The organism is Erythrobacter sp. (genome assembly GCF_030066995.1).
Lineage (GTDB): Bacteria > Pseudomonadota > Alphaproteobacteria > Sphingomonadales > Sphingomonadaceae > Erythrobacter.
This window is the reverse complement of sequence record NZ_JASJAP010000005.1, coordinates 49,435-74,295: the sequence shown is the minus strand read 5'-3', so window position 1 is coordinate 74,295 and position 24,861 is coordinate 49,435. Positions and strand designations below refer to the sequence as shown.

20 protein-coding genes and 2 tRNA genes are annotated in these 24,861 nt (G+C 64.0%); 12 read left to right on the top strand and 10 right to left on the bottom strand.

Features of this window, described 5'->3' with window-relative positions; genetic code table 11:
* Positions 1–10: 10 nt before the first annotated feature.
* Positions 11–1,987, bottom strand: coding sequence for a class I poly(R)-hydroxyalkanoic acid synthase (gene phaC, locus QNI87_RS11970; RefSeq protein ID WP_300596784.1), 1,977 nt, complete (start codon positions 1,985–1,987; stop codon positions 11–13).
* A gap of 194 nt (positions 1,988–2,181) precedes the next feature.
* On the opposite strand from phaC, the gene QNI87_RS11965 reads away from it, so the two are divergent.
* The 7 genes from QNI87_RS11965 to QNI87_RS11935 all read left to right on the top strand — a co-directional run bounded on the left by QNI87_RS11965 (position 2,182) and on the right by QNI87_RS11935 (position 6,785).
* Positions 2,182–3,381 carry an LL-diaminopimelate aminotransferase gene (locus QNI87_RS11965; protein WP_300596782.1) on the top strand — a complete coding sequence of 400 codons (1,200 nt, stop codon included), beginning with the start codon at positions 2,182–2,184 and terminating at the stop codon, positions 3,379–3,381.
* A 100-nt stretch (positions 3,382–3,481) separates the two neighbouring features.
* A complete protein-coding gene (locus tag QNI87_RS11960) occupies positions 3,482–4,081 on the top strand; it encodes a hypothetical protein (protein ID WP_300596780.1) in 600 nt (199 codons plus the stop codon).
* 28 nt (positions 4,082–4,109) lie between these two features.
* On the top strand, positions 4,110–4,454 hold the full coding sequence (locus QNI87_RS11955) for a hypothetical protein (protein ID WP_300596778.1): 345 nt from the start codon (positions 4,110–4,112) through the stop codon (positions 4,452–4,454).
* A gap of 12 nt (positions 4,455–4,466) precedes the next feature.
* Complete coding sequence (locus tag QNI87_RS11950; protein ID WP_300596776.1) at positions 4,467–4,982, top strand: hypothetical protein; 516 nt, start codon at positions 4,467–4,469, stop codon at positions 4,980–4,982.
* Between the two features lie 3 nt (positions 4,983–4,985).
* A complete protein-coding gene (locus QNI87_RS11945; RefSeq protein ID WP_300596774.1) occupies positions 4,986–5,456 on the top strand; it encodes a JAB domain-containing protein in 471 nt (156 codons plus the stop codon).
* Positions 5,453–5,848: a winged helix-turn-helix domain-containing protein gene (locus QNI87_RS11940; RefSeq protein ID WP_300596772.1), complete on the top strand. Its 396-nt coding sequence runs from the start codon at positions 5,453–5,455 to the stop codon at positions 5,846–5,848. The genes QNI87_RS11945 and QNI87_RS11940 overlap by 4 nt, the downstream gene beginning before the upstream one ends.
* Before the next feature lie 106 nt (positions 5,849–5,954).
* Entirely contained in the window at positions 5,955–6,785 is an 831-nt protein-coding gene (locus tag QNI87_RS11935) for a crotonase/enoyl-CoA hydratase family protein (RefSeq protein ID WP_300596770.1), read from the top strand.
* A 41-nt stretch (positions 6,786–6,826) separates the two neighbouring features.
* Here the strand turns inward: QNI87_RS11935 and QNI87_RS11930 are convergent, their stop codons facing one another.
* Complete coding sequence (locus QNI87_RS11930; protein ID WP_300597512.1) at positions 6,827–7,606, bottom strand: thioesterase family protein; 780 nt, start codon at positions 7,604–7,606, stop codon at positions 6,827–6,829.
* Between the two features lie 209 nt (positions 7,607–7,815).
* On the opposite strand from QNI87_RS11930, the gene QNI87_RS11925 reads away from it, so the two are divergent.
* Both QNI87_RS11925 and QNI87_RS11920 read left to right on the top strand, forming a co-directional pair.
* Positions 7,816–7,889 (top strand) — tRNA-Cys (locus QNI87_RS11925).
* 29 nt (positions 7,890–7,918) lie between these two features.
* Positions 7,919–7,994, top strand: a tRNA-Thr gene (locus QNI87_RS11920).
* Between the two features lie 65 nt (positions 7,995–8,059).
* Here QNI87_RS11920 and QNI87_RS11915 read toward each other — a convergent pair.
* Both QNI87_RS11915 and QNI87_RS11910 read right to left on the bottom strand, forming a co-directional pair.
* A complete protein-coding gene (locus tag QNI87_RS11915; protein WP_300596768.1) occupies positions 8,060–9,163 on the bottom strand; it encodes a C45 family peptidase in 1,104 nt (367 codons plus the stop codon).
* 451 nt (positions 9,164–9,614) lie between these two features.
* The gene (locus QNI87_RS11910; protein ID WP_300596766.1) at positions 9,615–11,498 is read right to left on the bottom strand and encodes an arylsulfatase; all 1,884 of its coding nucleotides are present in this window, start codon (positions 11,496–11,498) and stop codon (positions 9,615–9,617) included.
* 180 nt (positions 11,499–11,678) lie between these two features.
* Between QNI87_RS11910 and QNI87_RS11905 the strand changes: the two genes are divergently transcribed.
* On the top strand, positions 11,679–13,466 hold the full coding sequence (locus tag QNI87_RS11905) for a long-chain-acyl-CoA synthetase (protein ID WP_300596765.1): 1,788 nt from the start codon (positions 11,679–11,681) through the stop codon (positions 13,464–13,466).
* A gap of 26 nt (positions 13,467–13,492) precedes the next feature.
* Here QNI87_RS11905 and QNI87_RS11900 read toward each other — a convergent pair whose 3' ends face one another.
* Complete coding sequence (locus QNI87_RS11900) at positions 13,493–14,725, bottom strand: nucleotidyltransferase family protein (RefSeq protein ID WP_300596763.1); 1,233 nt, start codon at positions 14,723–14,725, stop codon at positions 13,493–13,495.
* Between the two features lie 104 nt (positions 14,726–14,829).
* Between QNI87_RS11900 and QNI87_RS11895 the strand changes: the two genes are divergently transcribed.
* Both QNI87_RS11895 and QNI87_RS11890 read left to right on the top strand, forming a co-directional pair.
* Positions 14,830–15,822 carry an NAD(P)H-binding protein gene (locus QNI87_RS11895; RefSeq protein ID WP_300596761.1) on the top strand — a complete coding sequence of 331 codons (993 nt, stop codon included), beginning with the start codon at positions 14,830–14,832 and terminating at the stop codon, positions 15,820–15,822.
* A gap of 22 nt (positions 15,823–15,844) precedes the next feature.
* On the top strand, positions 15,845–17,554 hold the full coding sequence (locus QNI87_RS11890; protein WP_300596759.1) for a solute:sodium symporter family transporter: 1,710 nt from the start codon (positions 15,845–15,847) through the stop codon (positions 17,552–17,554).
* Between the two features lie 207 nt (positions 17,555–17,761).
* Here the strand turns inward: QNI87_RS11890 and QNI87_RS11885 are convergent, their stop codons facing one another.
* The 5 genes from QNI87_RS11885 to QNI87_RS11865 are packed head-to-tail and all read right to left on the bottom strand — an operon-like array spanning position 17,762 to position 24,746.
* Complete coding sequence (locus tag QNI87_RS11885; protein WP_300596757.1) at positions 17,762–18,670, bottom strand: TauD/TfdA family dioxygenase; 909 nt, start codon at positions 18,668–18,670, stop codon at positions 17,762–17,764.
* Positions 18,663–19,619, bottom strand: a complete 957-nt coding sequence (locus QNI87_RS11880) for an aldo/keto reductase (protein WP_300596755.1) — start codon at positions 19,617–19,619, stop codon at positions 18,663–18,665. Before QNI87_RS11880 ends, QNI87_RS11885 begins: the two co-directional genes overlap by 8 nt.
* A gap of 2 nt (positions 19,620–19,621) precedes the next feature.
* Complete coding sequence (locus QNI87_RS11875; protein WP_300596753.1) at positions 19,622–20,698, bottom strand: Gfo/Idh/MocA family oxidoreductase; 1,077 nt, start codon at positions 20,696–20,698, stop codon at positions 19,622–19,624.
* Positions 20,698–22,626, bottom strand: coding sequence for a beta-galactosidase (locus tag QNI87_RS11870; protein ID WP_300596751.1), 1,929 nt, complete (start codon positions 22,624–22,626; stop codon positions 20,698–20,700). Before QNI87_RS11870 ends, QNI87_RS11875 begins: the two co-directional genes overlap by 1 nt.
* A complete protein-coding gene (locus QNI87_RS11865; protein WP_300596749.1) occupies positions 22,623–24,746 on the bottom strand; it encodes an alpha-galactosidase in 2,124 nt (707 codons plus the stop codon). Before QNI87_RS11865 ends, QNI87_RS11870 begins: the two co-directional genes overlap by 4 nt.
* Between the last annotated feature and the right edge of the window lie 115 nt (positions 24,747–24,861).

The window sequence follows — 24,861 nt, the reverse complement described above, 5'->3', positions numbered from 1 at the left end:
ACTTCATCAACTAACGCGTCTTCACATAGCGGCCCGGAGCGTCCTCGATGACCGCATCGCCGCGCCCGCCCGGCTTGCGTTTTCCCGTCGCCGGGACCTTCTTGTCGTCCTGGGCCTCGAGCCATTCCTGCCAATGCGGCCACCAGCTTCCGGGATGCTCCTCGGCGCTTTCAATGTACGCCTCAAGGCTTTCGGCCTGACTGTCGCCGAGCCAGTACTGGTATTTCTGCGCCGAGGGCGGGTTGACGACGCCCGCAATGTGGCCGGACCCGGCCAGGAGGAACTGGAGCGGACCCTTGAAATGTTCGGTTATCCGCCAGACGCTTTCCGCGGGCGCGATGTGATCTTCGCGTCCCGCCTGAACATAGGCCGGCGTTTCAACGCGTGTCAGATCGATCGGCGTACCATCCGCCTCCAGCGCGTCGGGCACCACCATCTTGTTGTCGCGGTAAAGGTCGCGCAGATATTGCTGATGCCATTTCGATGGCAGGTTGGTTACGTCTCCGTTCCAATGCAGAAGGTCGAAAGCCGGATAGTCTTCGCCCAGCAGGTAATTGTTGACGACGTAGTTCCAGATCAGGTCCTTGCCGCGCAGGGCGTTGAAAGTGGCGGCGAGGTATCGGCCGTCGAGGTAACCATGCTTTGACAATTGGCCGATCATCTCGAGCTGACCGTCGTCGATGAAATGCTTCAAATCGCCGCTGCGCTCGAAATCGACCTGCGCGGTGAAGAAGGTTGCGCTCTTCACTTTGTGCGCCTCCTCCCGGCGGGCCAGGATCGACAGCGTGGCCGCAAGGGTCGTGCCGGCGACGCAATAGCCGATCGTGTGCACGCTGGGCACAGCCAGCCTCGCGCGAATATGGTCGATGGTTTCCATCTGGGCGCGAATATAATCGTCCCATTCCATGTCCGCGATGCTCTCGTCGGCGGATCGCCAGCTGACGACGAAGACCGTAAGACCCTGATCGACGGCCCACTTTACGAAGCTCTTCTTTGGATTGAGATCGAGGATGTAGTAGCGGTTGATCCAAGGCGGAAAGATGACCAGCGGGATCTCGAACACGTCCTTGGTTGAGGGCGAGTACTGGATCAGCTGATAGAGTGGAGTTTCATGGACCACTTTGCCGGGCGTCGCGGCGATATTCTCCCCCAGTGTAAAGGCGTCCGGGTCGGTGTGGGTTAGCTGACCGCGCTTGAGGTCGGTGATCAGGTGGCGCATGCCTTTGACGAGGTTCTGGCCCTTGGTCTCAACTGTGCGTTTCATCACGACCGGATTGGTCAGGAGAAAGTTGCCCGGACTCATCGCCTCGGCAAGCGCGTTGACAGCAAATTCGAGTTGTCTGCGTTTTTCGGTGTCCAGTCCCTCCATCGATTGGACCGACGCGCGAAAATACTCCGCCAGCATGAGGTAGGTTTGGTGAAGCAGCGCAAAGGCTGGGTGTTCCTGCCAAGCGGGATCGGCAAAGCGCCGGTCCTTCTTGGGAAGAGCCGGACGAGCGGCGTTATCCACGCCTGCATCATCGACGGCGCCAGAGGCGGCTGGAGCGAGGCTCATGCGGCCAAGAATCCCTTGCCACATCTGGAAGGAATCCTGAGCCAGCTTGGCCTGAGCCTCGAAGAGGCCTTTGGGCAGCTGTTGCATGATGCTTTGGGATATCATCAACCACTGCGCCGGATCGAACATGTTGCGCGCGTTTGAAGCCCCACCTGCGGCGCGCTCCGAGGCCTCGTGCGCCTGGTGGGTCGCAAACTCGAGCCACATCTGTTGTAACTCAGCTCCGGCCTTGGCCCATTCGCCAAGATCGCTCGCGCCCGGCGCCTGCGGCAACATCGACAAGAAGCCGTCGCCATCCAGCAGGGGGCCACCGGGCAGGGTGTCGGCGAACGTTGCCTTCATGGCGTCGCCCTGCATGTTGAAGAAGGGGTTGTTCAAGAAGGTGCTGAAAGGCTGGTTCTCGTCGAACGTATCGCCTGTATCGTTGGACATGATGTCGCTCTCCCTAAACTACCTCTACGATCAAACGCGTCAGATGGATATCAGCCATTTATGTGTTCGTGCGCCTTGTCGTGTGCCTGAGGATAAAGCTTACCGAAAACGCCTTCCCCTCGCGACCGGTAATGCCCTACACTGTAACCGCGCGCGAAAGGAATTTGATTGCGCCGATTGAGGTAAAATAGGCAATGAACGATCAGTTCTACCGCATGAAGCGCCTTCCGCCCTATGTGATCGCGGAAGTTAACGCCATGCGGCACGCAGCGCGGCAAGCGGGCCAGGACATCATCGACCTGGGAATGGGCAACCCCGATCAGCCTCCACCTCAGCACGTGATAGACAAACTGTGCGAAGTCGCGGCAAAACCCGACGCCCATGGCTATTCCCAGTCCAAGGGCATCCCCGGTCTTCGACGGGCGCAGGCCAATTACTACGCGCGTCGATTTGGGGTGGAACTCGATCCCGAGCGCGAAGTCGTGGTGACCATGGGATCGAAAGAGGGGCTCGCCAGTCTCGCGACGGCGATTACGGCCCCGGGCGATTGCGTCCTTGCGCCGAACCCGTCCTATCCGATCCACACCTTCGGCTTTATTATTGCGGGAGCGACCATCCGGTCGGTGCCCACGACCCCGGACGAAGACTATTGGGCCTCGCTCGAAAGCGCCATGGCTTTCACGGTGCCTAGACCTAGCGTTGTGGTGGTGAGCTATCCGTCTAATCCGACTTCCGAGACCGTCGATATCGCCTTCTATGAGCGTTTGGTCGCCTGGGCGCGCGAGAACGAGGTCTGGGTTCTGTCGGATCTCGCGTATTCCGAGCTGTACTATGATGGCAATCCGACGCCCTCGATCATGCAGGTGGATGGCGCCAAGGACGTCGCTGTTGAATTCACGAGCATGAGCAAAACCTATTCGATGGCCGGATGGCGCATGGGTTTTGCGGTGGGCAACAGGGATCTGATCGCCGCGTTGACGCGGGTCAAATCGTATCTCGATTACGGCGCTTTCACTCCCATACAGGCGGCGGCTTGTGCTGCGTTGAACGGTCCACAGGATATCGTTGAGAAGAATCGAAACCTTTATCGTAAGCGGAGAGACGTGATGGTCGAAGCGTTCGGGCGGGCAGGGTGGGACGTTCCTTCCCCGGCGGCCTCGATGTTCGCTTGGGCGCCCTTGCCTCCGGCCCTTCGCGATATGGGAAGCCTTGAATTCTCAAAACAATTGCTGACTGAAGCTAAAGTCGCAGTCGCTCCGGGCGTAGGATATGGCGAAGAAGGAGAAGGGTTTGTTCGGATTGCGATGGTAGAAAATGAGCAGAGACTTCGTCAGGCGGGGCGAAATATAAAGAAGTACCTGTCATCTCTCGGAATTAACAGCACAGCTGCATAGACCGAACAATTTTTTGCTGCGCTCAGTCCGGATCGATTGGGAGCGTTTTTGAGTTATATGCATTAACTGTCCGCTGGCTTGGGGCAAAGAGGAGCATAGCATGCCTCCGAGTACAACGCGGCCGCTGACAGAGCGGCAGGCCGCTGTCATGGAGCGAATTGATCGACGCGTGCCTATCAAGGTCATCGCGCAGGAACTCGGAGTGTCCGAAACTCGAATCAATCAGCACATTCGCGCGTTGAAGGATCTGTTTGGCGCGGACAGTCTTGGCGATCTTGTCGAACTCTACAGGGGACAAAATCAGCCAAAGAGCAAAAAGGACGAGAGAAAAGAAAGTTCGCAAAAAGAACCGCTTGCGAGTTCCGATAAGGACTTAAGTGAACCTGCATACACAAAATCTCAGGTGCCCGCGACGATCTTCGGCTTCGATATAGGGGATCGGGACAGCGCTTCCACGATCGAACTGAACGACGTGATGCCATTGATCGAACGGGCGCCCTGGCTAAAGCCAGGCGAACCCAAGGTCGTCCCCGGGATGCTCGATGGTAGGCACGCCGTAATCCTTCGCCTCGCGGCGATCGTCGGAATTGCCTTTGGCCTACTGGCCGCCGGTGTTCTGACAGCGACGGCCGCGATACTGATCAGCGAAGCGTTGAGCGAGCGCGCGGCCATCCCCGTCGACGAACAAGGCTTTACCTGAGGAGCACAGGTAAAGCGGGAGACACTCAATGACTGATACTATCCGCGCCGAAGCTCTTCACCTCAAGAAACTGATCCGGGAAGCCGAGGCTCTGGCGGACGAATCCATGATCGCCTTTGCCCGTCTCAAGCAGGCGATGCTGTCCGCCCGCCAGAACCCGAGCATCGAAGTCGATTCGGGCCAGCGCGCTCTGATGCGGTTGAACCAGGCCGAAGCGCAGGCGCTTGCGATGTCCACCAGCCTGCTTCGCGTGCACGACGAGCTGAGCAAGGTGGCGCGCGAAAAGATGGTGGGCGATGAGAATATTCCCACCGAGCTCTTGGAAGCCACGTTTGAGGAAGAGCGGGCTCAGAAGCTGACAGAAGACGCCTGATCGGACGCTCTGATGCTGGAATTGCTCGTTTCCGAATATCGCCCAGTCGTACAAAACGTGCTGGCTTATGCGATTTGCCTGGCCGCCCTTGTTTGGGGCGCCGGGCCGGAGCGAGCGATTGCGCTGGCCTGGCTCTTGCTGTTCGAGGCAGTCCCAGGGATCTACAAGACCTTCTGGGGCGCTCGCTTTCAGCTGGAAGAGGTCGATATCCTATTCGCCTCGCTTGACCTGTGCGCCGGCGCGTTCTGGCTCATTGTCGCGCTGAACGCCAATCGGAACTATCCGCTTGTTATTGCGGCCCTGCAGCTGCTGGTGATTTCCGCCCACATTGCGCGTGGGCTGATCGATGCGATCTCGCCGGTTGCCTACGCGGCGATGGTCATGGCCCCGGGCTGGTTGCAATTGCTCCTCTTGGGGGCCGGGCTGGTGCGGCATGTGCTGCGCGAGCGAACCTATGGTCCGTACCGCGAATGGCGGGTTCCCGTCCGATGGTACGGGCTGCGACCTATTCGGCAGAAACGGGTTTGAGCCATGGATCAGATCGTGCTCCCTCACGGCGTCGAATCCGCCTGGCTTGCGCGCAGCGTTCAAGCGATCCGGGGATCGTGCGAAATCAAGCGCGACGAAAATCGCCAGCTCACGATCCTGATCGAGAGGTTGCGGCGCGCCGTGCTTGCACCGCCCGCTGCGAGCGAGCGTTTCCATGTTGCCTTTCTAGACCGGGGCCACGCGTATCTGGGCGGCGCGACGTTCGGGACAGGCCGCTCTGGCGGGCTTTCTTTGCGCTTGAGGGATCTGTTCGTGCGTGCACTGAGTGTTGACGCTCGGAGCCTGATTCTCGCTCATAACCATCCATCGGGGGATTGTCGGCCAAGCGTGCGAGACCGAACGGCGACACAACGCTTGGGTCAGATCGCGCAAGCGCTCGATATAGAGTTGGTTGACCATCTGATTTTTACGGAAAGCGCGGTGTATTCAATGCGGGGAAGGGGTGAATTGTGAACTCGAAGTCGGCCTACAGTATTTTTCCAGATGACGATGCGCTTATTCCCCGGTTTCGCGAAGCCGGGGATGTAACGCTTGACCTGCTTCACCGAGACGGCCGTGTCGAAGACCGCTGGATCGGACTGCATCCGCGTGAATTTTCGCTGCTCTGGCGGCTTGCTCAGGAACCCGGGAAGCGGCTGAGCCGACGTCGGTTGCTGGCCGATGTCTGGCGTATCACCTTCGAGCCGGAAACCAACAGTGTCGCTGTCCACGTCGCGCGAATTCGCGCCAAGCTTCAGCCCTTCGGTCTATCCCGGATCATTGTCACGCACCCGGATGGCGGGTATTTTCTGGATCCGCCCCGCGCGCCCTCATCCTATCGGTTTGCACCGCACGCGGATGTGTAAACCGGGCGCTACGGCTGATTGCGCGGGTTCCATGGCACTGGACTTGGCGCGGTCCTTACTCCAAACTCGGAAGCGCCGAAGTGGAAGTAAGGGATGACCGCGCAACATGACTGAGACGATGACCGCCTCACGCGTAGTGCAGAGCAACGAACGCGTCACGATCGAACTCGAAGACACAGGCGTTGCCCAGGTTCGCCTCACTCGAGGCGACAAGATGAACGCGCTCGACCCCGGCATGTTCGAGGCCATTATCGAGGCGGGTGACGTCCTTGCAAGCACGAAGGGGGTTCGTGTTGTTGTCCTTTCAGGCGAAGGCAAGGCTTTCTGCGCGGGTCTGGATACGGCAAGCTTTGGTCGCACTCCGGACGCGAACGAGCCCGAGCTGACAGAGCGCGTTTACGGCAACACCAACAAGTTTCAGCAGGTTGCAATGACCTGGCGCAAACTGGCGGTCCCTGTCATCGCCGCCGTGCATGGCGTTTGCTTTGGCGGTGGCTTGCAGATTGCGAGCGGAGCGGATTTTCGCGTTGTGCATCCGGCAACGCGCATGTCGATCATGGAGATGAAGTGGGGCCTTGTGCCTGACATGGGAGGCTACGCGCTGTGGCGTGGGCTGGTCCGTGATGATGTGCTTCGCGAGCTTGTGTACACCAATCGGGAATTCACCGGGGCTGAGGCGCTCACGATCGGTTTTGCAACTTTCAACGATCCAGACCCTCTCGCCCGAGCGACCGCCATCGCCCGTGACATTGCCAATCGCAACCCCCAAGCCGTTCGCGCCGCCAAGCGCCTTCAGGCCGGTATGTTCGATCGCGATACCGACGCGATCCTGCTGGAGGAAAGCATCGAACAGCACGCGATCTTGCGCTCGCCTAATCAGATCGAAGCCGTGATGGCAGCGATGCAGAAACGAGCCCCCAACTTCGAGGACGTCTAGGCTCAGGGCTTGAAGGCGAGCTTGGGAGAGCTAGCCGAGCGTCACCCGAAGACGGCAACGCATTGCAGCCCTTCGAGCACCTGGTTGCCACTGGCGTCCCACATTCGCAGCCTCTCGGATGAGTAACCCAGATCCGCGTGCTTGCTCGAGTTCTCGGCCAGGTACCAGCCACCGGGCGAACGCGTCTCGGGGTCAAGCACGTTGAAGGACCAGTTTATCGAACTGATGGGGCCCATGCGCTGCATGATCCGCACCGCCCCCGGCGGCATGACATCGCCCATCAGGATCAGTTTCGCGACCGGATCGAGATCGTGGTCCTCGGTCAAACGGGCCCAGCGACGGATTGTGGCTCCATGATCGTCGCCCTTCGTCTGGCCAAAGCGAATTTCGAAGTTGTTCTGAATGAAAGACGGGGCCTCTCGCTGCATGGCGGATGCGTTGTCTTGCGGCGAACCCGGCCAATGCGCCACCGGGTCGGGCTGGCGCACCGCGTTGGGGTCGCGGCCCTTGGCGAACAGCCAGAAGGCCGTCAGCGCGGTCGTCCCATTGCAGTGGATTTCGCTGCGCACCTGGGTGACGTTACGGCCCGCGCGGACGACCTCGGCGCTGAGCTCGATGTCCTCACCGACAGGCGCGACAAACCCGATCTGCGCCGCGCGCAAAGGGGGCAGGTCTGGAAACGCGCGCGTCGCCATGGTGTAGGCGATCAACGCCGAAGCGCCGCCATAGAGCGTGCGGCCCTGCATCCAGTCCTGCGCGTGATCGAGACGAGCTGCACCCGGTTGGCCGGTGATGGGTGACAGAAGGCTTTTGATTGTCATGGTCACGCGCAGTGCCGTGTGCGGCGCCAATGGTCCAGATTGACGTTGCGGAAAGCCGCGCTCGAATCGCAGGTTTGTGAGTTGTCGCGCCCTGGCAGGGCTCTCCAGAAAGCTGTTGGGCCTGCAGCGCGAATCCCATTGCCAATCCCGACATGAAAGGCTAGGGCCCCGCTTCCGCTTTGACCGGGGAAACCCGGAGAAGGTGGATCGGCCCGATGGCGGAGTGGTGACGCAGCGGACTGCAAATCCGTATACGCCGGTTCGATTCCGGCTCGGGCCTCCATACATGGTTGCGGTCAGCAACCGGCACGTGCCGCTTTAGCTCAGTTGGTAGAGCACATCATTCGTAATGATGGGGTCACTGGTTCGAGTCCAGTAAGCGGCACCACTCGCGCCGGATCGAGTTTTCGATCGAGTGGCCTGGCGATTACGCGGCCATCCCGGCGCAACCCCTTAAGCCGAGGCAACCGCGTCTTGTCGCTCAAACTCGAGCCGCGTCCAAGTTCCTTTGTCTGCCGGGCCGCGGCACGCGTGAAACTCCAGATCCGCTGGATTGCAGGCCACCACGGCGTTGGTTGTCGCCCCCGAATTGTCTTCGGCAAACCGATTGATGCTCAGCCGACCGTCAGCACGGTCGGCAAACAGCGCCTTGAGCGTTTCGACCGAGTGCTGATCGGACTGGCCCAGCAGAGCGGTCATCCGATCAAACCGATTGTGTGTGCTGGGCGAAAGATCCGTCTCGCGTGCGATATTCTCGTCGACCAGGCAATGGTTCGAACGCGCGAGTGGCCCGTCCGCTGTGCTGCGCGCGTGAGAGGATTGGGGCGTCTTCTCCCATTCAACCGCACCATCGCTGTCACCGATCCAATAGGAGTGGGCGCCGGCAACCTGTGCTTGTTCGACGACCGCGCTTGCGGCGGAGCGTGTCTCTTGGGCCAGCGCGCGGTGCAAGAGCGAGAGATAGGGCACGCCCACCTTCGCGCCGTAGGTCTTGAGATTGGTCGTTCCCACGGTGACACCGTGCTGGTTCATACCCATCAGCGTCTGACAGCCCGAGCATGTCACCGTCCAGGTCTCCGGGCCTTCATCGGGCAGGCGGTGAAGCGCGATCACATAGTCCACATCGGGGCCGTTGAGATCCCAGGTTTGCCCTTGCAGCGCGCGGCCGTTGGCGCTCATCGATGGGGGCAGGAGGCCGACCGTGCAGCCCTCGTCCTCGACCACCACAGGATCGTCTGGGTAGGCGATGATGTCCCTTACATCGGTCATGTTCGCGGTGGTGAACAGGCGCACCGGGTCAACCCTTGCCCCCTCGGCGATGCCGTGATGCTCTTGATACCCCGATGGATCGAACTCGCGAACACCCTCAAGGCACTGCGCTCCGGCGGCAAACAGGCGATCCGTGCCCTCATGTCCGGTGTCGCGCAGATACGCTTCCACCGCGCGCACCCGGTCCGCAACGAAAAGGCGGATCATGTCGCGAAAATGCGCCCCGTACTGCCGGCCCATTTCGGTCGGTGTGCCGGTGACGGTTAATTGCGGTAGCTCAAGGCTCATATCTCTATCGGTCCTGCATCGATGCGGCTTGGCGCAGACATGGTTGAGATGAGTGCATTGCGCAAGGTTGGAAGGTCTGGCCCGACGCGTTCTGGCCGAGCGTGCGCAGGCGATAGGTGTAGCCGTCAAGCTGCGCCCCGCTTCGCGAATGGCGCGCGTTGGGGCGGCCGCGAAAGACGCCGCGACTTCGGCTCCAAAGGTTTCGAGTTCGGGGGAAAATTCGACGCGCATCGCGGGTCTCTCGGTGGCGATCCGGGCGGGGGTTTAGTTGATCAAACACCGCTTGAGCGGTGGGTTTCGAACCTTTGAACGAAACGGTATAAAAGTAATAAAAAACAATTACTTATACAAGAAATGAATGTGGATCCGGGCACACCGTAAAAATTGCGCGAAAATGGCGTGAAAACGGCGCGAAAATCGACCGGATTTCGCCCCCTTTCATACCCCCTTTTCACGCTGCCCTAGCCCGTCCCGCGAAGAGCCCCACAAACAGGCGCACCAGCCTCCACACCGCCCACGCGCCAAGCAGCGCCAGGCCAGCCAGAACCGCGTAGATCCAGGGGTAGTTCTGCAACAGCCGGGCGCGCGTGTTGGCGATGATCTGCCGCACCGAATCGTAGCCCTCGGGCATGGCGAGCGCGCCCACGCGCGCAGCGTAGGCGTCGTATTCGGACAGCATGTCCGCAAGCACCTCAGGCTGCGCCGCGCTCAGATCGGTGGTCTCGCCCGGATCGTTGGCGAGATTGAACAGCCGCCACGCGTTGTCGCCGCGCGGCGGCACGCTGCGCGTGATCTTGTAGTCGCCCTTGTAGAGCGCGGAATTGCCCGAAACCTCGATCGCGCGGACCTCACCGGGCTCATACGCGCTCAGCGTCTCACCGGTCAGCACCGGCATTAGACTGCGCCCGGTCATCGGCTTGGCGCCCTGGGTGATGGGCTGAGCGCCCGCCCATTCGAGCAAGGTGGGCGCAAGGTCGGGCGTCATGGCGGGAGAGGCGATGCGCGTTGGCTCAAGGCCCGGCCCGGCCACGATCAGCGGAACGCGCACTCCGCCTTCGGTCGAATAGAACTTGTACCACGCGCCGGGCGTCGCCGTTGCAACCGCCCATTCGGGGCCGATAAAGCCCCAGTGTCCGCGCTGCCCGACCGTCTCCAGATCAACATCGTAGCCCGTCACCGCCTGATACGCGCTTAGGAACGCGCTGTTGTCGCCGCGCGTGGGCTCGGGGCCGTTATCGGATGTGACCACGAAGATCGTGTTATCATACCGCCCGGTCTGTTTGAGATGCGCGATCAGCCGTCCGATGTGAAAATCCATCGCCTCCAGCATCGCTGCGTGCGCTTCCATGCGCGCGGCGTAGAGCGCGCGGTCCGCCTCGCCCAGGCTTTCCCACGCGCGGTGCTGCGGCGGCAGCGCGGCGAGGGCTGCGCCATCGGGCACAAACCCCAGTTCCTGCGCGCGCACGTGACGCTCGGCCCGCAAGGCGTCCCAGCCCGCATCATAGCGTCCCTTGTACTTGTCGATGAAGCGCTGCGGGGCCTGCACCGGAATGTGGACTGCCTGAAACGGGAGATAGGCAAAGAACGGCGTGGCGGCGTCGGTTTCCTCCAGATAGCGCAGCATCGTATCGACGATGAAACGCGAGGAATAGAAATCGTCCGGAAGGCTGGCCTCCTCCCCGTCCTCCCACCATGGCGCGTCCTTGTAATAGGGCATGTAGGAGCGGTCTTCCCAATTGTCCGCGCCCGAGGCCGCAAGCGCAAAGCTGCGGTCAAAGCCGTGCTTGTGGGGCATTTCTTCCGCCGCCTCGCCCAGATGCCACTTGCCGCTCATCAACGTGCGATAGCCCGCCGCGCGCAAGTGATCGGCCAGCGTCAGAACGCCCGGCTCCAAGGCCATCGTGTAGCCCGGCTGGCCCTTCTGTTCGGCGGGCAGGACTTCGGGGATGGTGGAGACACCGGTCAGGTGGCTGTCCATTCCGGTCAGCAGCATGGCGCGCGAGGGCGAGCACAGGGGCGAGGCGCGATAGTGGGTGAAGACGGCCCCGCGCTGAGCGAGAGCGTCGATATGGGGCGTGCGCGCCTCGCCCCCATACGCGCCAAGATCCATCAGGCCGACATCGTCGGCGAGAATAACGACGATGTTGGGCCGGGTGTCGGCGGCTGGCGTTGACGTAGCGACCGCGGGCGTCTCTTCACTCGCTTGGGCAAGCGACAGGCCTGGCAGCGCCCACGCCGGCATCGGCGTCAGAGTTGCCGCGACGATCAGCGTCAGCGCCGCCGCCGCCACGGCCAAGAGCGTATCCCGCCTTCGCGTTGATCCTTCGCGCGCCATCAAGCGTCCCTCTCCCCCGCAGCGACCGCCCCCGCGTTCGAGGTCCGTTGCCAGCCGCGCCGTTTAATGGCACTTTCCTGCCACAGTTCCGGCCCGGAGAAAACCGCGAGAGCGGTGCGCGGATCGCGCGAGGATTGTTCGGGTTCACCCGTGCCCCACGGGATCATCAGGAGAGGGGATGTGCTGCAATTTCTGCGCAAGGCTCAGCGAGAATTCACCTACGCCAAAGGCGTTTACGGTGTCCTGAGCAAGGTCAAAGAGCTGCAACCGGAATCGAGGGTCACGCTGACCGATGAAATCGAAGCGGCGGTGGACGCGCATGCGGATCGTGTGGCTTTTCTGTTCGAAGGCGAAACGCTGACCTATCGCGAGTTCGACGCGCGCGCGAACGCGGTTGCGCATTGGGCGCTGTCGCAAGGGCTGAAGCCCGGCGATACGGTGGCGCTGGTGCTTGAGAACTCGCCCGATTATCCGGCCGTCTGGTACGGCCTTTCCAAGGTCGGCGTGGTCGCCGCGCTGATCAACACCAATCTTGAAGGCGATGGCCTGGCGCATTGCGTATCGATCGTGGAGGCCAAGGCGATCATCGCGGGCGGGGTGCAGGCTTCGCGCGCCCGTGATGTGGCGGCCTCGCTAACCAACCGCTTGCCCGTATGGGATTTTGACGGCGAGGCCGGAGAGGACATGGCCGCGGCGCTGGCCGGGCAGCCGACAGCCCGCCCCGACGCCTCGATCCGCGCCGCGATCCGCAATTGCGATACGATGCTGTTCGCCTACACTTCGGGCACAACCGGCCTGCCCAAGGCGGCCAGGATCACGCATATGCGCGTGCGCGGCATGGCCCGGTTTGCCGATTTTCTCGGCTCGGTCGGGCCGGGGGACCGGGTCTACAACACGCTGCCGCTCTACCACATGACCGGCGGCGCGCTCGGCCTGGCGGGCCCGCTGATCTACGGCGCCACGGTGATCCTCAAGCGCAAGCTCTCGGTCTCGCACTTCTGGGACGATGTCGCGGATTATGGCGCTAACAAGTTCGTCTATATCGGCGAGCTGTGCCGCTATCTGCTCAACGCACCGCCGCATCCAAGGGAGCGCGCGCACGCGCTGGAATGCGGCTTCGGCAACGGGCTTCGCGGCGAGGTGTGGGGGCCGTTTGTCGAACGGTTCGGCGTTGGCGCAATGCGCGAGTTCTACGGCTCGACCGAGGGCAATGTCTCCTTCATGAACCTTGATGGCAAAGTCGGAGCGATCGGACGCCTGCCCGGCTGGATCGAAGACCGGATCGGGGTCAAGATCGTCAAGTTCGATGTGATCGAGGAGAAACCCGTTCGCGGGGAAGACGGCTTTTGCCAGATCGTGGACGTGGACGAACCGGGCGAGGCGCTGGGCCGGATCGGCACCAGCGGGCGCGACGCGTTTCACGGCTATCACGACAAGGCCGCGACGCAGAAGAAGATCCTCACCGATGTCTTTGAAAAGGGCGATGCCTGGTTTCGCACCGGCGATCTGGTGCGCCGCGATGCGGATGGGTATGTCTATTTCGTCGACCGCATCGGCGACACCTATCGCTGGAAAGGCGAGAACGTGGCGACCAACGAGGTCTCCGACGTGATCTCGAAATATCCCGGCGTCGAGACCGCCAACGCCTATGGCGTCGCGGTGCCCGGCGCCGATGGCCGGGCCGGGATGGTGGCAATGACCGTGCGCGAGGGGTTCGACATGGCCGGCTTTGCCGCGCATTGCCGCGCCAACCTGCCGCCTTACGCCGTGCCGCTGTTCGTGCGCATCCAGCCTCAGGCGGAGACGACGGGCACGTTCAAATTCCGCAAGGTCGAGCTGGTCGAGGAGGGCTTTGACCTCAGCCGGATCGAAGACCCGATCTGGTTTCTGGAACCGGGCGCGGATGCGTATGTGCGCATGGGTGCGGGCCATCAGGACCGTCTGGCTGCGGGTGAATACCGCCTTTGAGGTGAGACCTCCTTTGAGCCGAGACCTCAGGTTTGCACGTCGCGCTGGGTCAGCGCGGGGCGACCGATCCACTTTTCAAGCTGCGCGTCGCCCGCCGCTTCGCGGTCCAGTTCGGGCTGGAACTCCGCGGCCAGATAGGCGCGCGTCTTGTGCATCAGCCAGGCGGGATAATGCCGCATGGCGGAAAGGCCCGACACGTCCTCGCCCGCCACCAGAGACAGATCGTAATCGCTGGGCCGAAACGCGCGCCGCACCCCGGCCGCTGCGCGGTGGAGCAGGCTGCGGCGTTTGCGCAGCAGCAGGCGCTGCCAGTGCTGGTCGGGATCCTGCGTCATCAGCGCAGCCGCCTGGTCGAGCAGCGCCTCGGGCACCGCAGGGACTTTGGGCGCGGGGCCACCGAGGCGCGCCCGCGCCCGCGCCATCAGCGCCTCGATCAGCGCCAGACTGGCTTCCAGACCATGCTCGCGGGCAAAGGCCTCGATCGGCGCGCGCTCCACCAGCCCGCTGTCTTCCAGCGCCTGCAAATCGCTCAGGAGGTTGGGGCCGTTGTCGAACAGATTGTGGAAAGCGGCGTGCACGACGAGGTGCAGATAGGTGTCGCTGGGATCGGGCATGCGCACCGTGTGGCCCTGAAAATCGACCGCGCGCGCGTTCGCCACCAACCGCTCGCCCAGCGCCTGCGACCCGCTCCAGTCGCACGGGGCTATACGGTGGTGCAGCTCCAGATAGACCCGGTTCGCGTTCACGATCAGCGGTAGGTGATGCTTTCGCTCAAGCCCGTGTTCGCCCTTGCCCGGCACCTTGGCGTACCCCGTTTGCTTGAGCAGCGCGTAGGCGCGCTCGGCGTCATCGGGAGCCACCATGATGTCGAGATCGCGCATCGGACGCAGCGCGGGCTCGGCGTAGAATTGAAGGCTCAGCGAGGCGCCCTTGAGCGCGGCGTAGGGAATGCGGTGCTCATCGAGCGCCGCGCCGACTTCGATCAGGGCCTGCTGCATGACCAGCGAGCGAAACACCCAGCGGCGATGCGCGGCACAGCACGCCTCGCGCAAGGGTTCGGGCACGGGCCAACCAGGCCGCTGCGCAAAGGCCGCGTGCAGCAGCGGCAGAAGCCGGTACTGCTGGCTGCGCGCCGCAATCCAGTCCCACCCGGACGCGGCCAGCGCACGCAGATCGTCCGGCTCCACAGCGTCCGGTCCGCCCGCACACAGCGCCAGCAGCGTTTTGCGGGCCAGAGGGGTCTCGTCGGGGCTCATCATCGTCGCATTCCGCAACGCCACTCTATAGGATCATCCCCGCGCAAGTCACGCCTGCGCGCGCACGAGCGCTTGTCAGGCTGGACCATGCGGCTAGGATCACGCCCGTGAGCACGGGAGAGAACCAGCCGCCTTCAAAGACGCCGCGTCGCATCTGCGTGGCCGGAGCCAGCGGCACGATCGGCCGCGCGGTGGTGCGCGAAAGCGTGGCGCGCGGTTACGAGGTGACTGCTCTGGTCCGCACCGAGGCCGCCGCTCGCTTGCCCGAATTCATCGGGGCCACGGTCCGCGTGGTCGATGTCAGCCAGCAGATGGACGTCAGCCTCGCTTTGGCCGCGATCACACCGGACGCCGTCATCTCGTGCCTCGCCTCGCGCTCGGGTTCGCCCAAGGACGCGCGCGACGTCGATCTCGACGCCAATATGCACCTGTTGATCGCCAGCGAATCCCAGGCGGTCTCGCGTTTCATCCTGCTGTCGGCGATTTGCGTGCAGCGTCCGCGTCTCGCGTTTCAGAAAGCCAAGCTCGAATTCGAAGCCGCGCTCAAGGGTTCGCCCATCTCCCACACGATTGTGCGGCCCACCGCCTTCTTCAAGTCGCTGTCGGGTCAGGTAAAGCGGGTGGCGGCGGGCAAGCCGTTCCTGATCTTCGGCGATGGAGAGCTTACGCGCTGCAAGCCGATTTCGGACGGCGATCTGGCGCGGTTTATCGTGAACACGCTGACCGATCCCGCCGCGCGCGGCGCGCAGCTGCCGATCGGAGGGCCCGGACCCGCCATCAGTCTCAAACAGCAGGGCGCAATGCTGTTCGAACTGGCCGGACAAGAGCCGCGCTTCAAATCCGTGCCGGTCTGGCTGTTCGATGTGGCGGCGCGGGTGCTGAGCGTTGGTGCGCCGCTGTCCGACTGGTTTGCCGAGAAGGCCGAATACGCGCGCATCGCCAGGTATTACGCGACCGAGAGCATGCTGCTGTGGGACGAGCGGGCCGGGCAATACGACGCCGAGGCGACGCCCGAATTCGGCACCGAACGCTTACGCGATCACTACGCGCAGCTTCTGGCGGGCGAAACTTGCGCCGGCCCCGCTCCGGCGAGCGTCTAGGCCACAGGGAAAGGGACGCGTCTTGGGGGCTGGCAATTGGGTGTTTACGGGGCTGTCCTGCGTCTTTTTCATGGCGCTGGTCGCGTGGGTCAGCTGGATCAAGACGCGCGGCACCGCTGAAACCAAGGATGGCTATTTCCTCGCCGGGCGCGGGTTGGGCGCAACCTTTATCGCCGGATCGCTGCTGCTCACCAATCTTTCGGCCGAGCAGCTGATCGGGCTCAATGGCTCCGCCTACGGGTTCAACATGTCGAGCATGGGGTGGGAGGTGACCGCCGCCGTGGCCACGGTCGCCATGGCGCTCATTTTCCTGCCCAAATACCTCGCGGGCGCGTTTACGACCCTGCCGCAATTCCTGAACGACCGGTTCGATCCGAGCGTTCGGCGCATGTCGGTGGTGCTGTTCATGCTGGGCTATGGCCTCGTGACGATCCCTAGCGTGCTGTATTCGGGCAGTCTGGCGGTGATCGCGTTCTTCGACGTGCCCGCGCTCACCGGCCTTGGCGACTTCGAGGCGCTGGTGGCGATGGTAGTGGTGATCGGCGTCGTCGGCTCGATCTACGCGATCTTCGGCGGGCTGCGGGCGGTGGCCATTTCCGATACATTGAACGGGGTGGGGCTGCTCATCATCGGTGTCGCGGTGCCGCTCTTTGGCCTAGTCGCGCTGGGCGAGGGCGACCTTGGCGCGGGGCTTGCCAAGCTGACAAGCGAGCACACGCACAAGCTCAACGCGATCGGCGGCGCGGACGATCCGACGCCGTTCGGCACGCTGTTCACCGGGATGATCTTCGCGAACCTCTTCTATTGGTGCACCAACCAGTATGTGATCCAGCGCACGCTGGGCGCGAGCAGCCTGGCGGAGGGGCAGAAAGGGGTGCTCTATTCGGGCTTCTTCAAGATTCTGGTGCCGTTCCTGATGATGATCCCCGGCGTCATCGCCTTCCACATGTACGGACCTGGATTGGGTGGCATCGACGAGGCCTATCCGCGCCTTATCCGCGACGTCCTGCCCGTGTGGTTGAGCGGGTTCTTCCTCGCTGTCCTGCTGGGCGCGGTGTTTTCCTCGTTCAACTCGCTCTTGAACTCGGCGGCGACCCTATTTGCGCTCGACGTGTACGCTCCCGCCCTGAAACGCGCGGCGAGCGATGCGGAGCTGGTGCGCGTGGCCAAGATCGCGAGCCTTGTCATTGCACTCGCCAGCTTCGTTATCGCGCCGATGCTGACCTTCGCCTCCGAAGGGCTGTTTCAGGTGATCCGCAAGTTTACAGGCTTTTACAACATCCCGACCATCGCGATCGTGATGGTGGGCCTGTTTACAAAGCGCGTGCCAGCGCTGGGCGCGAAGATCGCGATCGTCTTCCACGTCATCGCCTATGGCCTCTTGCGGTTCGCGCTGGATGATGTGGTGACGCTGCACTTCATCCACCAATACGCGGCGCTGTTTGCGGTGGAGGTGGCCATCATGCTCGCCTGCGGGGCGCTTCGCCCGCGTGACGAGGCGTGGCGTTTCAGACGCGATGAGAAGGTTGATATGACGCCGTGGCGCTTTGCCAGACCGCTGGCGGGGACGCTGCTTTCGTGCGTCGTGGCAACCTATCTGCTGTTCTCGCCGCTGGGGCTCGCGCGCGCGGACGAGATCAGCACGTGGTTCGGGCCGTTGATGGGGGCGCTGGTTTTGGTGAATGCGGGCTATTGGGGGCTCGCTCTTCTCCGACCAACCCGCTCATCCTGAGGAGCCCGCGAAGCCGCAGGCAGAGCGGGTGTCTCGAAGGACACGCTCATGGGCTGGGTGCTTCGAGACGGGCCCTCTGGCTGCGCCTTCGGCCCCTCCTCAGCATGAGCGGGACTGAGGGATTTGAGCCACGAGCCAGGCTGTGTGTTGCGAATGTGAGCTAGTGGGGCGCTATCTGGAGAAGCCTTCAGCATGACTAGGTGCGCCTTAGGCCACCAGCGAGGCCAGCACTCGGCGCTTGCCCTGGAACGGCCTGCGCCCGTGCATCACGGTGAAGTTGTCGACCAGCGCGACGTCGCCCGCCTGCCACTCGCAATCCACGGTGAGCTCGTCGGCGAGCGCGATGGCGGGCGCCATGTCCTCAGCCGTGATCGGCTCGCCTTCGCCAAAGGTGATCGCCTTGTTGGGATCGTTGCGGCTGTCCGACCACCCTCTGAAGGCGGCGATAAGCTGGTTGAAGAAGCTGCGACGGCCATCGCGCAGCGCTCGAACAGCGGGAAGCGCGGCTGTGGTGACGCGCAGCGAGCCGTCCTCCAGCCACGCCCACGAATAGCCGAGCTCCATAAGGCGCGTCTCGGCTTCTTCGCTCGTCGCGACGCTCAGTGTCGAGCGCCAGCTGCGCCCTTGTCCCGAGCCCGCGTCGTCATCGCCCGGCATCACATTGGTGTAGCGCACGCCTTCGGCCTCCAGCCGCGCGAGAAAGTCCGGCGCGACCTCAGCCAGACGTTCGGCCACCCGGTCCGAACGGCACAAGGGTGTGGCCCCACCCGTCATCTCGGCCACCTCGCAATAGAAGAACAGCTTGGAGGGGTAGAGCGGGGTCTGCGCCATCTCGTGGTGGAGGAAGATCTCGGTCGATGGCGGGGCTTCGTTGGCGGTGAAGACGCGCGGCGTCACATTGGTGCGCACCGCGTTGCTGAGCGAATCCTCGTAGGTGAAGCCGGCTTCGCCATAGCCCTCGACCGCGGCGTCGAACGCGATCGGGTCGGGTACGTCGAACCCGCGAAAGAGCAGCGCGCCCGCGTCCTCCAGAGCGGCGTCGACCGCGCCTTTATTGGTCTTCAGGAAAGCGGCCAGGTCGCCGCCGCCGGTGATCAGGGCGGGAAAATCAGTCATAGATCGGGTGGAAGGTTCCAAAAGCGGCCTCGGTGAAAGTGCCGGGATCGTTAAAGCGGCGGTTCTGGTTGAGCGCGCTGATCGCCGCCATCTCCACCGCGCTCAGTTCGAAGTCGTCGATCGCCAGGTTCTCGCGCATCCGCTCGGGCTTCGATGTCTTGGGGATCACCGCCGTCCCGCGCTGCACCCCCCAGCGCAGCAGCACCTGCGCGGGCGTTTTGCCATGCGCCTCGGCGGCCACCATCACCGGCGCTGCGCCCAGCAGGCTCTCGCCGGCCTCCGCCATATCGAGCTCGAAATAGCTTTGCGCGCCCAGCGGGGAAAAGGCGGTCACCTCGACCCCGTAATCGCCCGCGAGCCGGATCAGCCGCTCCTGCGTGAGGTAGGGATGCGCCTCGATCTGGAGCGTGTGGGGCCTGACGCGCGCGTAGCTCATCAGGTCGTGCAGCAGGCCGGAATTGTAGTTGCACACGCCAATGCGCTTCACGAGGCCTTTCTCGACCAAGGCCTCCATCGCGCGCCACGTCTCATGAAGCGGCACACGCGCGCGGACCATGCGCGGGGATTCAGCGTCGGGATCGACGAGCCATTCGGGCGGGTAGCGCTTTTCGATGGGCACATATTGCAGCGCGATGGGGAAGTGGATGAGGTAGAGGTCGAGGCAATCGAGGCGAAGGTCGGACAGCGTCTTGCGGCACGCCTCCTCGACGTGTTCGGGCGCGTGGAAAGTGTTCCATAGCTTCGAGGTGATCCACAGGTCTTCGCGCGCCACCAGGCCCTCGGCCATCGCCTGCGCAAGGCCTTCGCCGGTCTGCGCCTCGTTGGCGTAATCCGCCGCGCTGTCGAAATGGCGGTAGCCCGCGCGCACCGCCTCGACGACGGCGCTGGCGGTCTCTCCCTGCGGGATTTTCCAGAGGCCAAAGCCCACGCGGGGCATGTCTTCACGCATTCCTAGTCCTCATCCTTGAAATCGATTGCGACCGGCATCCCGGTGGCGATGCTCTCTTGCGCGGCGGCGCCCATGACGACCGAGCGATAGCCATCGCGCGCGGTGATCCGAGGCTCGGCCCCGCTCGTCAAGGCCGCGTGGAAATCGCGCAGCTGATAATAGGTTGCCCCGTGATGCGAGCCGGCTTCGAGCGCCTTCGCAGGCACCGCGACATGCTCGCAATGGGGCCCGGACTTGTCGCGCGGAGACCAGGTGACGAACCCTCCCGGCAGTTTGACCTCGAGCTTGCCGACCGGGCCGACGGCGCTGATTTCCTCCTGCTCCTCGGACCCCTCGGCAAACATGCACAGGTCCAGCACCGCGCGCGCGCCGCCTGCAAAATCGACCACGACGAACGCGTTGTCGAGGATGTCGGGCGCCTCTCCGTCATAGCGCTCCTCCAAATGGTTCACGTCCTGCGCGCCGCTTGCGAACACGCGCACGGGTTCATCGCGCAGGATGTGGCGCATCAGGTCGAAGAAGTGGCAGCATTTCTCCACCAGGGTGCCGCCGGTGTTGCGGTTGAAACGGTTCCAGTCGCCCACCTTGGTGAGGAAGGGGAAGCGGTGCTCGCGGATCGCGAGCATCTTGATCGCGCCCGCCTCGCCCGCGTGCACCCGCTCGATAAAGCGCGTGGCGGGCGGCATGTAGCGGTATTCGAGGCCGACCCAGAACAGCCGGTCATAAGCGCGCACCGCCCGCTCGAGCGCCTCGGCGTCGGCGAGCGTCGTGCACATCGGCTTTTCCATCAGCACCGCGCAGCCCGCTTCCATCACCGGCCCCGCCACATCGAAATGGGTGAAGTTGGGCGAGGCGATGATGACCGCGTCCGGCTTCGCCTCGGCCAGCAGGGCGGCGCTGTCCTCGAACACGCGCACATCCAGGCCGAGCGCGCGAGCCTCGGCCTGCGCCAGCGTGCGCGAACCGGCATCCGGGTCCGCCACTGCGACCAGATCGGCCCCCTCGACCAGCGCCATATTGCGCATATGCTCGCGGCCCATCATGCCGCAGCCAATGATCGCGTAGCTGCGCGTTTCCATCAAGGACGCCTCCACACGGCGTATCCGGCGGGCGGGATCACGGTCTTGCCGATCAGAGGCGCGCCGGGGCCGATCCCGGCGGTGTTAATCGGCGTATCGCAATAGTTGAAGGCCAAGAGGTGCCGCGCGGTGCGGCGCAGGCGCAGCCCTTCGGGAAGTGTGGTGAGCGCGACCCCCGCTTCTCTGGCCATGCGCGCAACAAGCTGATCGAGCAGGCGCGCATCGGGCCAGCCCGCAATGTAGCGCGTGCGCGCCCGGCGATAGACAACGCCGCCCGTACTGGCTGAAAGCTCAGCCATTTCGCTTGTCTCCACGTCCTCGCGCCAGCGCGCAATCGAACCGTCTCCCGCCTCCAGGCGCACCCCATCGCGCAGGCTTTCGACGCGGGTGACGGTGAGCGGCATAAGCGCGCGCAGCTCACCCGGCGCAAGCTCATCGGGGATCGCGAAGCTGGCGGTCTTGCTGCCGGTGCGAGGCCCGATGAGAATCGGCGCGGTGAGCTTGGACAGGCGCTCGACAAATCCGCCGGGCAAAATAGGCAAGCTGGGCACCAGCACCATGGCGTAGCGCGACAGATCCGCTTGCGGTGAGACGATGTCGACATCGAGCCCCTGGCGCCTGAGCGCGCTGTACCATTCGAACACCAGCTCCAGATAGCGAAAGCTCTTGGCCTGCGGCTGGATACCGCACACCCAGGCGGCTTCGTAGGAGAAGACGAGTGCCGCCTGCGCCTTGACCGGCTCCGCCTCCCCCAGCGTGTCCAGCGCCTTGGCGGCGGCGCGCGCTTCGGGCGCGGCCTCGGCTTCGGAGCTGTCGGGACGCAAGAGCCCGGCGTGCATCTGCTCCTGCGCAAACGGCGCCTGTCGCCAGCGGAAATAGCCCACGAACTCAGCGCCGTGGGCGTAGGCCTCAAGGGTCCACAGCGCGACCATACCGGGCAGTGGCGCGGGGTTGAACCGCGCCCAGTTCACCGGGCCGGGCTGCTGTTCCATCACCGCCCAGCGCCCGCCCGCCGTTGTGCCGCGATAAAGGTCGTGGTGGAAGGCGGCGATATCGGGATGGCCCTGGCGCAGGTAGGCGCGCTTGGTCGCATCATCGAACCAGAACTGCTCCAGAAAGCCGAGCGGATAGCTGTCCCACGTCGCCACATCGAGATCGCGGCCAACCGCGTGATGATCGAACTCGGTGAAGAAGCCCATGAAATTGTGCGTGATGTCGCGATCGGGCGAGAGTTCGCGCAAGATATCGGCCTGCTCGCGGTTGAAGCGCACCACTTCGTCCGAGGCGAACCGGCGGTAATCCAGCCAGTGCGCTGGATTGGCTTCGGTGACGGTCAGGTTGGGAGGATCGATGGCCTCGAAGCTTGCGTATTCCATGCTCCAGAACACATTGCCCCACGCCTCGTTCAGCGCTTCGATGGTGCCGTAGCGATTGAGGCACCAGACCCGAAAACCCGCCGCTGCGCTGTCCGAAAAGCTGAGCACGGTGTCGTGGCAACCATATTCGTTATCGGTCTGCCAGGCGACGATGGCGTCGTGTCGGCCGTAACGCTTAGCGAGCGCGGTGATGATCCGGCGGCTTTGCGCGCGGTAGCCCTGGTGCGAGAAACAGTAATGGCGGCGCGAGCCAAAACGGCGCGGGCGGCCCTCGGCGTCCACCGCAAGCATGTCGGGCATCCGGTCGACCAGCCATTTGGGCGGCGTGGCCGTCGGCGTGCATAGGATGATCCGGAGGCCTTCGGCGGCGAGCGTGTCGATCGCGCGATCCAGCCACTCCCATTCGAACCGGCCCGGCTCCGGTTCGATCCGGCTCCACGCAAACTCGCCGATGCGCACAAGGCTCAGACCCATTTCGCGCATGCGCCGCACGTCTTCGGCCCACATCTCCTGCGGCCAGTGTTCGGGGAAATAGCACGTGCCGAGCTTCATGGCTCACATCTCTCCAGCGCGATCAGCCACGTGGTTTCGGGGTGCGTGAGCGGCAAGGCAAGCCCCTGCCTCATAAGCGCCTCGCCCGAAAGCGTAAGGCCCTCGCGCCAGCGCTCCGGCTGGTCAAGGTAGAGCGAGGCCCTTGCGGGCCATGGGGCAGGCAGCGTGACGCGATACGATGCGCTCGGATCAAGCCCGGCGAGGCGCAGCGGCGCGGCGTCGAATTGGGGCGAGAACTGCGTCTGCGCGGCGATGGCGAGCGCGCGGGGCCCGCCCACGACCATCTGCGCGAAGATATGCGGATCGGGGTGGTCGAGCCGCCACAGATCGCCCGAATGCAGCAGGGCGCGCCAATCTTTGTAGAGCGCGATATGCGCCGCGAGCGTTTTGCGCTCCGCCTCGCTCATCGCGCGCGGATCGGCCTCGATCCCCATGTGCCCGAACAGCGCAACCTTGGCGCGAAAATCCATGTCGAGCGTGCGCCCGGTGATCGGGTTGGGCGAGGGGCCAACGTGATTGCCCAGAACCTCCAGCGGCAGGAATTGCGACCAGGCCTGCATGATGCGCACGCGCTCTGCCGCGTCGTTATTGTCCGAGGGCCAGACACGGTGGCAGCGCTCCAGCAGCGCGTAATCGATCCGCCCGCCGCCCTCGGCGCACCCTTCGATATCGACCTCGGGATGCGCGGCGCGAACGCGGTCGATCAGCGCGTAGGACCCCATGGTCTGCGCGTGGCGATGGCCGACGGGGAAGAGGTCGCGGTTGTGATCCCATTTGAGATAGGCGATCGCGTGCTCGTTCAGCAGCGCATCGAGCTGGGCAAAAACCGCCTCGCGAACCTCGGGGCGGGCGAGGTCCAGCACGAGCTGGCCGCGCATGGTGGGGCGCTCATCGCTCTCGCTGTGCAGGCACCAGTCGGGATGCGCGCGGTAAAGGTCGCTTTCGGGCGAGACCATTTCGGGCTCGACCCACAGGCCGAAATCCATACCCAGCGCGTGAACCTGGTCGATCAGCGGGGTGAGCCCGTTCGGGAACACATCGCGCGACACAAACCAGTCGCCAAGGCTTGTGGCCGTGCTGCGCCGCCCGGCAAACCAGCCATCGTCGAGGACGAACCGCTCCGCGCCGACTTCGGCCGCCGCCTCGGCGAGCGCGATCAGCGCAGGCTCGGAGAGATTGACGCCGAGCGCGTCCCATGAATTGACGTGCACCTTGCGCGGGGCGCCGGGGGAGCCAGTCGCAAGGCGCTCGGCCCGGACATGGCGGTGCCAGTTGTGGGCGAGAACCTTGCGGTCGGGCGCGATGGTGAACACCGCCTCAGGCGTTTCGTATGTGTCGCCGGGGGCAAGCGCGATCTCGCCCGGCGTCAGGCGCGGGGCCATTTGCAGGATCGCGCGGCCATCGCTGTTGCCCGGCCGGTCGCATTCGATACGGGTGTCGAAATCGCCGCTCCAGGCCAGATGCGCGCTGAGCGCTTCGCCCGTGTCTGGGCCGTCGAGGATCAGCCAGTTGCCGCCAAAGCCCGGCTTGCCGTGCGCGGACCCTTGCGCAAGTCCCTCGGCCCCCAGCGCGCGGCGGGTCTGCTGGATCTCGTGCGCCCAGCGCCCCGAAAATGTCGTTACATGCGTGAAGCGCGGTGGCACGGGCAGCGCCAGCGCGCTGAGGCGGTCCACCCAAAAGGGCCGCTGATGCGTGCTGGACAGCGCGGTCCGCGCTCGCACCACATCCCCGGCGCTGAGTGTCCAGGTCTGCACGCACTCAAGCCCCAGCCGTGGATCGGCGCTGCGGATGGCGAGGCGCGTTTCCTCCGCCTCCCACGAGGTGACGCGAAAGTCGGTGGCGAGCGCGATGGGCGCGCCGTCTTCGATCGCAGTCAGCGCCACAGCGGGCGAACCCATCCACCCGGCCTTTGGTTCGGGCAGGAGCCCCGGCACGGGCGGCGCGTCTGGCTGGCTTTCGTGCCGCCCGCGCCCTTGCGCCGCGGCGAGCGCGGACAGGTCCTCGCGTCCGGGCAGCCGCGCGCCAAGATAGACGAGGTCCGCCGCGCCGCCTTTCTCAAGCGCGACGACCAGTGTGGCCTTCTCCCCATCAAGCCGCACAAAGTCCCACCGCTCGCTCAAACCGGCTCTCTCCCTCACCGGCCCTGTGTCAGACCGCCGTTGAAGAGGCCCCATGAACTCTTGCCGCGCTGATGGCAATCGGCTCTAACGCGCGCACCTGAAACGAGACGTCATC

Bases quoted from the DNA above. Each gene is read 5' to 3' on its own strand.
- QNI87_RS11945 (WP_300596774.1), top strand. From the start codon at position 4,986: ATGGATCAGATCGTGCTCCCTCACGGCGTCGAATCCGCCTGGCTTGCG.
- QNI87_RS11960 (WP_300596780.1), top strand. From the start codon at position 3,482: ATGCCTCCGAGTACAACGCGGCCGCTGACAGAGCGGCAGGCCGCTGTC.
- QNI87_RS11900 (WP_300596763.1), bottom strand. From the start codon at position 14,725: ATGATGAGCCCCGACGAGACCCCTCTGGCCCGCAAAACGCTGCTGGCG.
- QNI87_RS11870 (WP_300596751.1), bottom strand. From the start codon at position 22,626: ATGAAGCTCGGCACGTGCTATTTCCCCGAACACTGGCCGCAGGAGATG.
- QNI87_RS11880 (WP_300596755.1), bottom strand. From the start codon at position 19,619: ATGCGTGAAGACATGCCCCGCGTGGGCTTTGGCCTCTGGAAAATCCCG.
- QNI87_RS11915 (WP_300596768.1), bottom strand. From the start codon at position 9,163: ATGAGCCTTGAGCTACCGCAATTAACCGTCACCGGCACACCGACCGAA.
- QNI87_RS11965 (WP_300596782.1), top strand. From the start codon at position 2,182: ATGAACGATCAGTTCTACCGCATGAAGCGCCTTCCGCCCTATGTGATC.
- phaC (WP_300596784.1), bottom strand. From the start codon at position 1,987: ATGTCCAACGATACAGGCGATACGTTCGACGAGAACCAGCCTTTCAGC.
- QNI87_RS11935 (WP_300596770.1), top strand. From the start codon at position 5,955: ATGACTGAGACGATGACCGCCTCACGCGTAGTGCAGAGCAACGAACGC.
- QNI87_RS11955 (WP_300596778.1), top strand. From the start codon at position 4,110: ATGACTGATACTATCCGCGCCGAAGCTCTTCACCTCAAGAAACTGATC.
- QNI87_RS11910 (WP_300596766.1), bottom strand. From the start codon at position 11,498: ATGGCGCGCGAAGGATCAACGCGAAGGCGGGATACGCTCTTGGCCGTG.
- QNI87_RS11875 (WP_300596753.1), bottom strand. From the start codon at position 20,698: ATGGAAACGCGCAGCTACGCGATCATTGGCTGCGGCATGATGGGCCGC.
- QNI87_RS11950 (WP_300596776.1), top strand. From the start codon at position 4,467: ATGCTGGAATTGCTCGTTTCCGAATATCGCCCAGTCGTACAAAACGTG.
- QNI87_RS11885 (WP_300596757.1), bottom strand. From the start codon at position 18,670: ATGACTGATTTTCCCGCCCTGATCACCGGCGGCGGCGACCTGGCCGCT.
- QNI87_RS11930 (WP_300597512.1), bottom strand. From the start codon at position 7,606: ATGACAATCAAAAGCCTTCTGTCACCCATCACCGGCCAACCGGGTGCA.